The following is a 13123-nucleotide window of genomic DNA, read 5'->3' on the forward strand; positions in this document are numbered from 1 at the left end:
ATAACAATAGTACTTAATAAAGGTGGCTTACAAAATGGAACATCGATTAAACGAACGTGTAAAAGAAATTGAAATATCCGGCATACGAAAGTTTTTCAATCTTGTCGGCACAACTGAAAACATGATTTCATTGACGATCGGGCAGCCTGACTTTCATACACCCGATCACGTAAAGGCAGCAGGTATACAAGCGATTGAACAAAATGCAACTGTCTACACACCAAATGCTGGACTGCCCGAGTTAAAAAAAGCAGCAGCTGAATTTTACAAACAAAAATATGATGTTTCGTACAATGCAGAATCAGAAGTCATTGTCACGGTCGGGGCGAGCCAGGCGATTGATATCGCTCTTCGTACCATTTTGCAATCTGGAGATGAAGTGATCGTACCCGGGCCCGTTTATCCGGGATATGAGCCTATTATTCATTTATGTGAAGCGAAAACGATCATGGTAGATACGACTAAAAATGACTTTCGCATGACAGCAGCCCTCATTGAACAGTCATTGACGCGCCGAACGAAGGCGATCATTTTGCCTTATCCCTCTAATCCAACCGGCGTTAGTTTAACAGATCGTGAACTTCAGGACATCGCACAGCTTGCAAAAAAACATGAATTATTCATTCTAGCGGATGAAATTTATAGTGAAATTATTTATGAACGACCGCACGTATCAATCGCCTCTTACCTTCCCGAGCAGACGATTGTCATTAATGGTCTGTCGAAATCGCATGCGATGACCGGCTGGCGAATTGGTCTTTTATTTGCATCTGAAATTATTACCCGTCACATATTAAAAGTACATCAATACAATGTTTCATGCGCCTCATCTGTTTCACAAAAAGCGGCAATTGCGGCGTTAACAGCCGGCATCGATGATGCAATCCCGATGAGGGAAGAGTATAAAATCCGCCGTGATACAGCTTATGATAAAATCCAAACACTCGGATTGAAAACAGTAAAACCGGATGGTGCGTTTTATTTCTTTGTCAAATTACCGGATGATTTCAGCGGCTCATCCTTTGACTTTTGCCTCACACTTGCGAAAGAGTACAAAGTGGCTGTTGTACCCGGCAGCGCTTTTTCCCCTGCTGGTGAAGGGTGGTTCCGTCTTTCATACGCTTGCAGCATTGAAGACATCCAAGAAGGACTAGCACGAATTGAACAATACCTTAACCATTTAAAAAAGTAAAAAAACAGCAGGTTCTCTTCGACTGAGAACCTGCTTTTCTTTACTTGTTATATGCTTTAATAAGTGCCTGCGTACCATTTTCCGCTTCACCTTGCGCTGCCAGCTTTTCATACATGTCTTTCGCCATTGACAGCCCCGGCAATTTTAAGTCCATCTGTTCTGCTTCTTCAAGGGCAATTTTCATGTCTTTAATAAAGTGTTTAATAAAAAAGCCTGGTGCAAAGTCCTCTTTCATCATACGGGGTGCAAGATTTGACAATGAATAGCTGCCCGCTGCACCGAGCGCTATACTTTTTAGAACTGTTTCTGGATCCAGTCCAGCTGTTTTCGCATAAGTAATCGCCTCGCACACACCTATCATGTTCGATGCAATCGCAATCTGGTTTGACATTTTTGTATGCTGTCCAGCTCCTGCTCTTCCTTGATACACAATATTTTCACCAATTGTATCAAATAACGGTTTCATTTCAGTAAAAATATGTTCATCGCCGCCAACCATGATCGACAACTTTCCTGACTGTGCAAAAATATCTCCACCTGAAACAGGCGCATCGAGTACAGAAATGTCTCTCTCTTTACCTTTTTCATATAGTTCTTGTGCAAGGCTCGGCTTCGATGTTGTCATATCAATAAAGACTTGTCCTGCATGACTCCCTTCAAACAGACCGTTTTCTCCTATGTATACTTGCTCTACATCTTTCGGTTCACCGATAATCGTAAATACAACATCTGTTTTAGATGCCAGTTTAGACGGTGTTTCGCACCAAGTTGCACCTGTCTCGAGTAAATCAGCCGCTTTTGATTTTGTTCGTGTGTAGACAAACAACGGATAGCCTGCTTTTTGCAAATGAGAAGCCATATGTTTCCCCATTACACCTATACCAATAAACCCAACTTTTTGTTTGTTCATCATGTCGCCTCCTTTATATAGTCTTCTTATTGTCGCATATTTCAGAATTTTTTTGCACAAAAAAAGTTCAGACAACGAGTTGTCTGAACAAAAGTGAGAGAAATGGAGAATAAAAACTGGTTACATTCGTATTATTCCCGCTCTCTCTTTTTTTACACCTATTTCTATATTATTTTTTGTGTACTCGCTTGAACACGTTCAACAACTTCTTCTGCTGTTGACAACGTAATGGCTTCAGCTGCCAAAGCTTCCATGTCTGATTTCGACAAATGCTTCAATTGCGCACGTGCTTTTAAAATAGATGTTGCACTCATCGAGAATTCATCAAGACCTAGACCTAAAAGAAGCGGTATGGCTAATTCATCTCCAGCCATTTCGCCGCACATACCCGCCCATTTTCCTTCTTTATGAGCCGCTTCAATCACCATTTTTACGAGACGCAAAATGGAAGGATTGTATGGCTGATACAAATAGGATACACGCTCGTTCATACGGTCAGCAGCCATCGTATATTGAATCAAGTCGTTTGTGCCAATACTGAAGAAATCGACTTCTTTCGCAAATAAATCGGCAATAACAGCTGTTGATGGAATTTCAACCATAATCCCAAGCTCAATGTTTTCAGAAACGGCAGTACCTTCTGATTCAAGCTTTGCACGTTCTTCAAGAAGTACGGCTTTCGCTTCACGGAATTCATTCACTGTTGCAATCATCGGAAACATAATTTTCAAATTGCCATGTACACTTGCCCGAAGCAATGCACGCAGCTGCGTACGGAAAATATCCTGTTCTTCAAGGCAAAGACGAATCGCCCGGAAGCCAAGAAATGGATTCATTTCATGCGGCAAATTCAAATATGGAAGTTCTTTGTCGCCGCCGATGTCAAGCGTACGAACGACAACTGGCTTGCCTTCCATTCCTTCAAGAACTGCTTTGTATGCTGTAAATTGCTCTTCTTCTGTTGGCAAAGAGTCACGGCCCATATACAAAAATTCTGTCCGATAGAGACCGATTCCTTCACCGCCATTTGCTTTGACACCTTTCAAATCTTCATGTGTACCGATGTTCGCGGCCAATTCTACATGATGACCATCAGCTGTCACCGTTTGTTCGTTTACAAGCTTTGCCCATTCTAAACGCTGCTGCTGATACGCTTCACTGCGCTTTTTATACTCTGAAGCCACTTCTTCTGTCGGATTAATATGCACTTCACCTTGAAGCCCATCAATAATGATTAAATCACCATTTTGAATATCAGAAGTCGCATTTTTCGTCCCAACCACTGCTGGAATTTCAAGTGAACGCGCCATAATGGCCGAGTGAGAAGTACGACCGCCAATATCTGTTGTAAATCCTTTCACGAATTCACGGTTTAACTGTGCCGTCATCGATGGCGTTAAGTCTTCAGCGACAACAACCACTTCTTCTGCAATAAGTGCCGGTGCCGGAAGTTCAACACCGAGAAGTGCCGCTAAAATGCGTTTCGTTACGTCTTTAATGTCTGCAGCACGCTCTTTCATGTATTCATTTTCCATCGCTTCAAACATACCAATAAACATATTCGCCGTTTCTTCAAGGGCAAATTCTACATTGACAGAATCACTTTTAATTTTTTCTTCAATAGGCCCTGTCAATTCCGGATCGTTTAATACAAGCAAATGCGCTTCAAAAATGGCCGCCTTATCATCTCCAAGATCGCGGCGCGCTTTCTCCTTAATGACTTCAAGTTCTGTTTCTGATTTTTTTAACGCAGCACGGAAACGTTTTACTTCAGCTGCTGTATCAGATTCTGTCCGCTTTTCAACTGTGAGATCCGGTTCCAATAAACGATACGCTTTCGCAAAAGCAATACCGTCAGAAGCTGCAATCCCTTTTAATAGGCCCACCATCAGTTTGCAAGACCTTCGCTTTTCAATAGCGTTTCAATGGATTCAAGCGCCGCTGTTTCATCACTACCGTCTGCAGAAATCACAATTTCCGCGCCTTTACCGATTCCAAGAGACATAACACCCATAATGGATTTCAAGTTCACCGTTTTCCCATTATACTGAAGATTGATATCGCTTGAAAATTTGCTTGCTGTTTGTACGAGAAGCGTTGCAGGACGCGCATGAATACCTGTATCCGCTATTACAGTATATGATTTTTTAGACATTAGTCAGTCTCTCCTTTATCATTATTCTTCATTGAGGATAGCATGAATCTTTCCCCCACTCAATTATTGCGTTTTCTCTTATTGCTCTTCCTGTTAACTTCTTCTAAAATAGACAATTATAAAGGGGGTATTTATCCATGTATTATAAAAGACAGGAAGCGTTTCGATATTCTTTTTCAGAAACCATTCCCACCATTTGCGAAGTGTATGTACATAAGGACGGCGTAAAAGAAAAAGTACAGTCATTTCAATCATACATTCTGGATTTAAGCCCTAATGGAATGAAAGTCGCTTCAAAAACAGATATTGAATTACGAGATGAATACATTCTCACCTGTTCTTTCCAACTGTCCGAAACTCTTATTCATTTTACCGGAAAAATGATTCGAAAACGATATGCAGGTACTTCATTTGAATATGGCATTCAAAGCGATGGCCATGAAGAACTGAAAAAACAAATTATCGCTTCTTTAAAAACATATTCAAAAGAACATTTGAAAAAACGGCGGACGTAAGGATGTTAAATCATCCTTTTTACCATACCGCCATTGATAATGATATTTTCCCCCGTTATCAATGTATTAGCCAAATCGGCAAGATTTAAATAATTTCGTATTCGGTTCGGACATGATTTTCCGTATCGAGCATCTATTCACAATAGCTGATCCCGAATACATGTGTCTGACTGCTGACTGCTTTACGCGAACAGACAAAGACCTTTGCGGCACTATCGGTTACCATCTTGTCCCAGCATTTCTTTTTATGTCCCGGAGGGACATAAAAAAAGAGACTTCTCCACTATTAATGAGAACATCCACTTGTTCACGCTAATGACCGTTTTTTTAGTAAACAAAGGCGGTCACTCCTCTAACTTCGAGGTATCTCTGTATATTCATAGTCTATATGTCCGCCATGTTGGGCAATTCCTCGGAATTGCTTGAAATCCGGCTGTTTTATTAATTCAGAACGGAACGTTAAAAAGTCTTCCTTTTGAATGCGTATGCGTTTTAATTTTCCATTTCTAAGGAACGTTATATCATTTTCAATTTCATCAATCGTCAAGCACCCACCCCCCTCATCAAAATAGTCAAAAAATTGTAATAACACAGTGTAAATCTCTTTACTATTTTCAAAAAATAAGGCAAACTTTACTTTAATACCTTATCTACTGATTATAGGAGATTACGTGAGAATATGGTATCGTCAATTGTCGAAAAGGAGCGTATTAGGATGACTAAAGCAGAAGTCGGCAACATTATTGAATTTAAAGACGGTCTTCGCGGGATCGTCGAAAAAGTAAATGAAAACTCTGTAATCGTTGATTTAACAATCATGGAAAATTTCGATGACCTAGAAGTGGAAGAAAAAACAGTCGTCAATCATAAAAATTATATCATTCTCCATGCATGAAAAAAAGAGCGGATTGCTATTCCGCTCTTTTTTTATTTATCATCGATTAAAATGGTCGTTTCACTTTATGCTGATACAATGACGATGCTGTCTTCCTGCAGTACAGCTTTTAATTTTGTTGTTTCCGGATGATCATAAATAAAATCAGCGATGCCGTCTTCAATTTGTTCTTGAATGACGCGGCGAAGTGGCCTTGCACCGAATTGAGGGCTATATCCGAGCTCTACTGTTTTCTCTTTCACTTCATCCGTTACATCGATTGTCATATTTTGTTCATGAAGCATACCGTTTACTTCATCAAGCATTAATTCCACGATTTTCTTCAAATCATCTTTTTCAAGTGCCTGAAACTCAATGATCGAATCAAATCGGTTTAAAAATTCAGGTTTAAAGTAGTCTGAGAGAGATTCAAGAACAGAAGCTGCACTCTCGGTCTGCGCTTTTTCAAATCCGACTGTTACGTTCTTCTTGCCCACTCCTGCGTTACTCGTCATAATAATGACGGATTCTTTAAAACTCACCGTGCGTCCTTGGCTGTCTGTCAAACGTCCATCTTCCATAATTTGCAGGAATATGTGCTGTACATCAGGATGCGCTTTTTCAATTTCATCCAATAAAATAATGCTGTACGGATTACGGCGTACCTTTTCTGTCAGCTGCCCTGCTTCTTCAAAACCGACATAACCTGGGGGTGAGCCTATCAATTTTGATACACTATGCTTCTCCATAAATTCACTCATATCAAGACGAATGAGCGATTCTTTGGAGCCGAAAAGTTCTTCAGCCAATGTTTTCGTCAACTCTGTTTTCCCGACACCTGTTGGACCAACAAATAAAAAGGAACCAATTGGACGGCTTTTTGCTTTTAGCCCTGCCCGGCTGCGTCGAACAGCTTTTGCCACTTTTTTCACAGCTTCATCCTGTCCAATAACTTTTCCAGCAAGATTTTCTTCAATGTGCTTCATCTTCTGTTGTTCATCCTGCTGGAATTTCCCGACTGGAATACCTGTTTTACGCTCAATTAACGACTGAATCTGTTCCGCCGTTATGTTCGGTGCCTCATGTGCTGATTCTCCTTGTGCAAGCTTTGCTTCAAGCACGGCTTCTTCATCACGAAGTGTCGCTGCTTCTTCATATGCTTCTTTTTGCAATGCAGCGTCTTTTCTTTTGGCAAGCGCCGTCAATTGCTCTTGAATCGTTTGGTTATCCGTTTCATCAATCGTCAAATTCAGTTTTGATCCTGCTTCATCGAGCAGATCAATTGCTTTGTCTGGTAAAAAGCGGTCCTGAATATAGCGATGTGAAAGAGAAGCACATGCATGAATGGCTTCATCCGTATAAGTAACACGATGGAAATCTTCATAGTACTTTTGAAGTCCTTTTAAAATCTGAACTGTTTCTTCTACATTCGGTTCTGTCACCTGTACCGGCTGAAAACGCCTTTCAAGCGCCGCATCCTTTTCAATTCGACGGTATTCTTTCAATGTAGTTGCACCAATTATTTGCAGCTCACCCCGCGCTAATGCTGGTTTCAAAATATTCCCGGCGTCCATAAAACCTTCTACTGATCCTGCGCCGACGATTTGATGAATTTCATCAATGAACAGCAACACATTTTTACGTTGCTGCAATTCTGCAATCAATTGCTTCATTCGCTCTTCAAACTGACCACGGATACCTGTTCCAGCAACGAGCGAAGCGACATCAAGCACATATACTTCTTTCGATTGCAGTTTCACTGGTACACGTCCTTCTGCAATAAGAATCGCCAATCCTTCTGCAATGGCTGTTTTCCCGACACCCGGTTCACCGATTAATACAGGATTATTTTTATTTCGTCTATTTAAAATTTCAATGACACGCGCCACTTCTTTATCACGTCCAATAAGTGGATCAATGAGGCCCGCTCTTGCCATTTCTGAAAGATTGCGACCGGATTCGTCCAGCAACCCTCCTCCTCCATGACCCGCTGGCGGCGTTTGTGGCTGATTCATCTGCTGTTTTGGCACATTCCCATTGTTCATAAATTCATCAAATGGAAAACCGAATGATTGAAATTTCATATTCATTCCTCCAATAGCCTTTTTTTCTTCTTTATAACAACTATTGCATAAATAATATTGATTTGAGCGTCCGTTGACACGGACACTCATTTGCACATTTACTTCGTTTTGCTGACACTTTTGGCATTTCATCCCTGTCATCCCCTTTTGTTTGACTTTGACTATCTTTGATTAATTATTAGTATACTTTGACCTTCTTTGACTTTCAAGCTTTTTGCTCAAAAAAAAAAGCGTCCTAAATCGGACACTTTAGCCAAGTGGTAAAAAAACAATGAGTAATAAATCAAAAATAAGATGAGATATAATGAGCATTGGAATACTTTTTTTCCATATGTATAGCCCTCCCCAGAAAAAACCTGCACAAAAGGCTGCTATCACCCAGATCCACTGACCTGAATAAAGAAAGACAGATCCAAATAAAGCTGATGCAATAAAAGCTGATGCCCACTCATTCATATAATAACTTAATCGTTTTTGAACAAACCCGCGCCAAAACAGCTCTTCTCCTGGAATGAAAATGAGGACGAGAACGATGTAATGCCAGACAAACTGCGGAGTAAATTGTGCATAAATCGCTGACACATGCGTCGACACGGACAATGGTAGCACACTCATCACCCAAAACCCTACCGCAAATAACGCATAAAGAATAGCACCTGATAATAGTCCGTACATCATAAAGCTGTTTGTTTTTTGTTGATCGTCAATCGGTCCACTAATAATCGAAATGCTCATAAAAAATAAATTAGCAGCTGTATAAATATACCAGAATATGTCTTGATCTGAAAACGTCACAAATAATAGTACATGTGCAGCCGCAATACTAGCAATAAGTCGCCAGTCTTTCACAAAGCCGATTCGCATCTAGAGCCCCCTTTCGTTACTGCCGCCGTCATTTTACCATACCAAATCAGAATGTACCAAATAGATTACGACAAATCTTTCACTGACAGCCCAAGCTTTCGTAATATTTTTGTAGCAGAATCTACCTCTTCTTCCGACAGAACGCTGATCAAGTCATGAATATTTTGTTCATGCTCCGGAAAGACACCCTCAATTAATTCGATGCCATCCTGCGTAATCGCTGCATGAGTAATGCGACGATCTTCCGGACAGGCAACTCGTCTAAGCAGCTGTTTTTTTTCTAATTTATCCACAACATACGTAATGCTTCCGCTTGCGAGCAATATTTTCCCGCCAATTTGCTGAAGCGGCTGTGGTCCTTTATGGTATAACAGTTCCAATACGGCAAACTCTGTCGGATTAAGTCCGGTTTGCTGTATATAACGATTCACCTGTTCGTTTACTACTTTATAAGCTCGTGAAAGCACGATAAATAACTTTAATGATTTTTTACTGTCTTCCATTTATAATCCCTGCCTGTCTATTCATCTTTTTGATCACTCATTAACGAGCAATAAGACCCATTAAATGAAGTTTCACTTTACTATACGTTACACATTTTTCACCTATTTTAAAAGGGTTTAAAGCTTAATTTTATGTTTTTACAAGAATTGATCAAATTTCTGCTATACTGTCGTGTATAATAACGTCATATGTCTATCCTATCATACAGGTGATTATTACTTATGAAAAAACGTGATTATTATTTTGATAATGTCCGGTTTGTACTCATTTTCTTTGTTGTTTTCGGTCATTTGCTCCGGCCTTATATTGATGAAAGCCCGCTTATTTACGCATTGTATATGAGCATTTATTTATTTCATATGCCCGCTTTTATTTTTGTGTCTGGATATTTTGCGAAAGGAATTATGCGCCCAGGCTATATAAAAAAAGTTACCCGCAAACTACTCATTCCACTACTTATTTTTCATGTTATTTATTCGGCCTTTTACTTCTGGATTGAGCACGAAGAAACGTTATCCATCAGTCTGCTTATTCCAGAATGGTCGCTCTGGTTTTTACTAAGCTTATTTTTCTGGAATATATTGTTGCGGATTACGGTAAAGTGGGTGAAACCCTCTCTCGCTATCGTACTTGCTATAGGGCTGGGGCTTTTAATTGGTATGGTTCCCGAATCACTTCATGTGCTCAGCATCGGCCGCACATTTGTCTTTTTTCCATTCTTTTTAATTGGTTATTATACAAAAAGAGAATGGTTTGCGCCACTTTTTACGACACGTGCACGGATTGTTCTTCTTTTGATAGCAGCCATCTTGTTTTTATTTTTTTATAAAAACACAAGTATTCAAATTGAGTGGCTGTTTGGCTCGGGATCATATGACGACCTTGGAGCAAATTCTCTGTCCGGTGTTGCATGGCGTTCTCTTGTTTATATCCTCAATGTGATCATGATTGCGTTTATTTTATCTATTGTGACACATAAGTCGTTTTTCTTTACAACATGGGGGCAAAATACACTTTATGTATACTTACTGCATGGATTTTTCATCCAAACGTCAAGACATTTGAATACACTTGAACGGCCGCCTTCCCTATTTGTTTTATTTTTAACAGCAGCGGCACTGACACTTCTTTTGTCATCGCCGCTCGCTGCTGCTTTGTTCCGGCCATTTCTCGAACAAAAGCGGCCTGGCTTTTTAATTAAAAAAGGAGATTGAAAAACTTGAACATTACCGTATGTACATTAAATGCAAAATACATCCATACGAACCTCGCCATCCGTTATTTAAAATCGTATTGTGAAGATGCCTATAACATTCATATCGCGGAATATACGATTAAAGACCCCGCAATGAATATCGTGACGGATTTATACAGCAAAAAACCTGATGTAATCGGCTTCAGCTGCTACATCTGGAACATTGAAGAGACGATTCGTGTGGCGAGCATGATTAAAAAAGTATTGCCTGACTGTACCATTATATTCGGTGGTCCTGAAGTCACGTATGACGTGCCGTATTGGCTTGATCGTTTAACTGATGTCGATTTTATCGCCATCGGTGAAGGCGAAGAAACATTCCGAACCCTTTTAGACGAACTTTCAGGCAGCCGTGATTTTTCGAAAGTTGCTGGAATCGGTTATAAAAAGGACGGAAAACATCATATTCAACCGCAAACGAATAAAATTGATTTGCGCAAGCTCCCGTCTCCGTTTCATTTTGAAGAGGATCTTCCGTTTCTTTCTAAACGAATTACATACATCGAAACGAGCCGTGGCTGTCCGTTCCGCTGTCAATTTTGTCTCTCTTCCATCGAAACGGGCGTCCGGTATTTTGACCGTGATAAAGTGAAAGAAGATATTCGCTTTTTGATGAAAAATGGGGCCAAGACGATTAAATTTGTGGACCGTACCTTTAATATTAGCCGCAGCTATGCGATGGAAATGTTTCAATTTTTAATTGATGAACATGTGCCAGGTACTGTTTTTCAATTTGAAATTACCGGTGATATTATGCGTCCAGAAGTCATCAATTTTTTAAATGAGCATGCACCTGCCGGACTTTTCCGTTTTGAAATTGGCGTCCAGTCAACAAATGATGATGTCAATGAACTCGTCATGCGGAAACAAAACTGGGAAAAACTTGTCCGTACGGTTACGATGGTCAAAGATGGCGGGAAAATCGACCAGCATCTCGATTTAATTGCTGGACTGCCCGAAGAAGATTATGATTCATTCCGTAACACATTTAACGATGTATTTGCGCTTCGTCCCGAAGAAATGCAGCTCGGCTTTTTGAAACTGCTGCGCGGAACGGGTCTACGTTTAAGTGCAAATCAATACGGCTATGAATACATGGATCAGTCGCCTTATGAAATGCTGTCGAACCGAGTATTGCCGTTTGATGATGTTATTCGTATTAAACAGACAGAAGATGTGTTGGAAAAATATTGGAACGATCATCGAACCGATGAAACAATTGAATTTATTATGGATCACTTAGTCAAGACACCGTTCGACTTTTTCCAAGACTTTGGTGCGCACTGGGAAATGCAAGGCTGGGGAAGAATTGGCCATCAGCTGGAAGATTTATTTAATCGTCTCTCTTCTTTTTTGCAGGCCGCCTATCCGGAAAAAGCAGCACAAGTTGAAAGTATAATGAAATATGATTATTTGAACAACCAACGCTATAAGCCGCGGAAGCCGTGGTGGGATGACCGTCTTGATAAAGCGGCTCGCTCGACTGTATATCGTTCGATGATTGAACAGCCTTCCATCGCCGGAATTGAATTTGAAGCACTCCGCCTTCCTGAAAAAGATTTGTATAAACATACTATGATTGAGCCCGTAACGATGATGAAGCAAGATCGACAATGGGTTGAAATGGCTGGCTATATGGTTGCCTGGTTTGATCCTTCTGGCAGCGGATCCAGACTGTTTTTCTTAAAAGAAGCAGATTTGCCTCTTTCGCAACAGAAAGCATGAAGAACAAAAAAGCAGTGAACCCGAATTGGATTCACTGCTTTTTCATTATATATTTGTTTCTTCAATACCCTTTTGCGAGCCTTTACTACGGGCGACTAAGTAACCACCCACCGCGAGAACGATTAAGACAACCCAAAAGACCGTTTTCCACGGTGTTGATTCCGGGAAATGCTCATCGAGTACGGCAAGTGAAGGATGCGAGAGTGTAAAGACGGCAAGCTTTACTCCTACCCAGCCAACAATCAAAAACGCTGTTGTTTCAAGTGTCGGATATTTCTGAAGCAACTGGACAAACCATGTTGCCGCAAAACGCATAATGACAACACCAATGAAACCACCGGCAAACATAACAAGGAATTGACCTGAATCAATACCGCCAATGTGCCCCCATCCTGTTTCAGGAAGTGTAACAGCGAGTGCAACCGCTGCAAGCATTGAGTCAATCGCAAAAGCGATGTCCGCAACTTCAACTTTCAAGACCGTCATCCAGAAAGAAGAACCTTTGCTTTCTTTTTCGATTCCATGACCTTCAATACCTTCATCTTCGCCTTTTTCTTTCCACTTTTTATACAAGTGGTTAAAACAGATGAAGAACAAGTAAAGTGCACCAATGGCCTGTACTTGCCACACTTTGACGAGAAATGAAATGAGGAACAAGGCACCAAGACGGAACACCAATGCCCCCAATAATCCGTAAAACAATGCTTTTTTCTGTTGTACTTTCGGTAAATGCTTCACCATCACGGCCATAACGATCGCATTATCAGCAGCTAAAATCCCCTCAAGAACAATGAGGACACCGAGTACCCAGGCGTATTCAAGTAATAATACTGTATCCATTTTCCCTCTCCTTCCGGTAATCACGTACCCATTTAAACTGAAACAAGAACGTGCATCAAAGAACACAAAAAGCGAGACCTTTGCCTTTTATTAGGCAAAGGTCTCGCTGAGCATGTCTCGTCTTCATGCCAACAAAGCCGGTGAAATACTATCCACGAATTGACGACTTTGTTTTAGGTTTACACCTAACGCTACTCCCCTTCGA

General features: G+C 40.6%; 13 protein-coding genes. 5 read left to right on the forward strand and 8 right to left on the reverse strand.

Features of this window, described 5'->3' with window-relative positions; all coding sequences use genetic code 11:
* Positions 1-34 precede the first annotated feature (34 nt).
* Positions 35-1192: an aminotransferase A gene (locus AWH49_RS06365; RefSeq protein ID WP_063965008.1), complete on the forward strand. Its 1158-nt coding sequence runs from the start codon at positions 35-37 to the stop codon at positions 1190-1192.
* Positions 1193-1232: 40 nt separating this feature from the next.
* On the opposite strand, the gene AWH49_RS06370 is transcribed toward AWH49_RS06365, so the two are convergent.
* From AWH49_RS06370 to AWH49_RS06380, 3 genes are all read right to left on the reverse strand, one after another.
* Positions 1233-2102 carry an NAD(P)-dependent oxidoreductase gene (locus AWH49_RS06370; protein ID WP_063965009.1) on the reverse strand — a complete coding sequence of 290 codons (870 nt, stop codon included), beginning with the start codon at positions 2100-2102 and terminating at the stop codon, positions 1233-1235.
* 164 nt (positions 2103-2266) lie between these two features.
* Positions 2267-3991 carry a phosphoenolpyruvate--protein phosphotransferase gene (gene ptsP, locus AWH49_RS06375; RefSeq protein WP_063965010.1) on the reverse strand — a complete coding sequence of 575 codons (1725 nt, stop codon included), beginning with the start codon at positions 3989-3991 and terminating at the stop codon, positions 2267-2269.
* Positions 3991-4257, reverse strand: coding sequence for a phosphocarrier protein HPr (locus tag AWH49_RS06380; RefSeq protein ID WP_034290203.1), 267 nt, complete (start codon positions 4255-4257; stop codon positions 3991-3993). Before AWH49_RS06380 ends, ptsP begins: the two co-directional genes overlap by 1 nt.
* A 137-nt stretch (positions 4258-4394) precedes the next feature.
* Between AWH49_RS06380 and AWH49_RS06385 the strand changes: the two genes are divergently transcribed.
* A complete protein-coding gene (locus AWH49_RS06385) occupies positions 4395-4772 on the forward strand; it encodes a PilZ domain-containing protein (RefSeq protein WP_063965011.1) in 378 nt (125 codons plus the stop codon).
* A 352-nt stretch (positions 4773-5124) separates the two neighbouring features.
* On the opposite strand, the gene AWH49_RS06390 is transcribed toward AWH49_RS06385, so the two are convergent.
* Entirely contained in the window at positions 5125-5319 is a 195-nt protein-coding gene (locus AWH49_RS06390; RefSeq protein ID WP_018392187.1) for a hypothetical protein, read from the reverse strand.
* Between the two features lie 132 nt (positions 5320-5451).
* Between AWH49_RS06390 and AWH49_RS06395 the strand changes: the two genes are divergently transcribed.
* On the forward strand, positions 5452-5667 hold the full coding sequence (locus AWH49_RS06395) for a YkvS family protein (RefSeq protein ID WP_094777147.1): 216 nt from the start codon (positions 5452-5454) through the stop codon (positions 5665-5667).
* A 65-nt stretch (positions 5668-5732) separates the two neighbouring features.
* Here the strand turns inward: AWH49_RS06395 and AWH49_RS06400 are convergent, their stop codons facing one another.
* The 3 genes from AWH49_RS06400 to AWH49_RS06410 form a co-directional block, all read right to left on the reverse strand.
* Positions 5733-7862 (reverse strand): ATP-dependent Clp protease ATP-binding subunit, encoded by a 2130-nt coding sequence (locus AWH49_RS06400; RefSeq protein ID WP_063965012.1) that lies wholly within the window; start codon positions 7860-7862, stop codon positions 5733-5735.
* A 117-nt stretch (positions 7863-7979) separates the two neighbouring features.
* On the reverse strand, positions 7980-8594 hold the full coding sequence (locus tag AWH49_RS06405) for a CPBP family intramembrane glutamic endopeptidase (RefSeq protein ID WP_063965013.1): 615 nt from the start codon (positions 8592-8594) through the stop codon (positions 7980-7982).
* 65 nt (positions 8595-8659) lie between these two features.
* Entirely contained in the window at positions 8660-9097 is a 438-nt protein-coding gene (locus AWH49_RS06410) for a MarR family winged helix-turn-helix transcriptional regulator (protein ID WP_018392183.1), read from the reverse strand.
* Between the two features lie 222 nt (positions 9098-9319).
* Here AWH49_RS06410 and AWH49_RS06415 point away from each other — a divergent pair, with 222 nt between their 5' ends.
* Complete coding sequence (locus tag AWH49_RS06415) at positions 9320-10312, forward strand: acyltransferase family protein (RefSeq protein WP_063965014.1); 993 nt, start codon at positions 9320-9322, stop codon at positions 10310-10312.
* 5 nt (positions 10313-10317) lie between these two features.
* Positions 10318-12078 carry a B12-binding domain-containing radical SAM protein gene (locus AWH49_RS06420; RefSeq protein WP_063965015.1) on the forward strand — a complete coding sequence of 587 codons (1761 nt, stop codon included), beginning with the start codon at positions 10318-10320 and terminating at the stop codon, positions 12076-12078.
* Between the two features lie 45 nt (positions 12079-12123).
* Here AWH49_RS06420 and AWH49_RS06425 read toward each other — a convergent pair whose 3' ends face one another.
* Positions 12124-12918, reverse strand: a complete 795-nt coding sequence (locus AWH49_RS06425) for a TerC family protein (protein WP_063965016.1) — start codon at positions 12916-12918, stop codon at positions 12124-12126.
* Positions 12919-13123: the final 205 nt, after the last annotated feature.

The organism is Domibacillus aminovorans (assembly GCF_001643235.1).
GTDB classification, from domain to species: Bacteria; Bacillota; Bacilli; order Bacillales; family Domibacillaceae; genus Domibacillus; species Domibacillus aminovorans.

What these genes read in the sequence shown, in the direction of transcription:
- AWH49_RS06365 (WP_063965008.1), top strand. Translation starts at nt 35, where the DNA reads ATGGAACATCGATTAAACGAACGTGTAAAAGAAATTGAAATATCCGGC.
- AWH49_RS06370 (WP_063965009.1), bottom strand. Translation starts at nt 2,102, where the DNA reads ATGAACAAACAAAAAGTTGGGTTTATTGGTATAGGTGTAATGGGGAAA.
- ptsP (WP_063965010.1), bottom strand. Translation starts at nt 3,991, where the DNA reads ATGGTGGGCCTATTAAAAGGGATTGCAGCTTCTGACGGTATTGCTTTT.
- AWH49_RS06380 (WP_034290203.1), bottom strand. Translation starts at nt 4,257, where the DNA reads ATGTCTAAAAAATCATATACTGTAATAGCGGATACAGGTATTCATGCG.
- AWH49_RS06385 (WP_063965011.1), top strand. Translation starts at nt 4,395, where the DNA reads ATGTATTATAAAAGACAGGAAGCGTTTCGATATTCTTTTTCAGAAACC.
- AWH49_RS06395 (WP_094777147.1), top strand. Translation starts at nt 5,452, where the DNA reads ATGGTATCGTCAATTGTCGAAAAGGAGCGTATTAGGATGACTAAAGCA.
- AWH49_RS06400 (WP_063965012.1), bottom strand. Translation starts at nt 7,862, where the DNA reads ATGAAATGCCAAAAGTGTCAGCAAAACGAAGTAAATGTGCAAATGAGT.
- AWH49_RS06405 (WP_063965013.1), bottom strand. Translation starts at nt 8,594, where the DNA reads ATGCGAATCGGCTTTGTGAAAGACTGGCGACTTATTGCTAGTATTGCG.
- AWH49_RS06410 (WP_018392183.1), bottom strand. Translation starts at nt 9,097, where the DNA reads ATGGAAGACAGTAAAAAATCATTAAAGTTATTTATCGTGCTTTCACGA.
- AWH49_RS06415 (WP_063965014.1), top strand. Translation starts at nt 9,320, where the DNA reads ATGAAAAAACGTGATTATTATTTTGATAATGTCCGGTTTGTACTCATT.
- AWH49_RS06425 (WP_063965016.1), bottom strand. Translation starts at nt 12,918, where the DNA reads ATGGATACAGTATTATTACTTGAATACGCCTGGGTACTCGGTGTCCTC.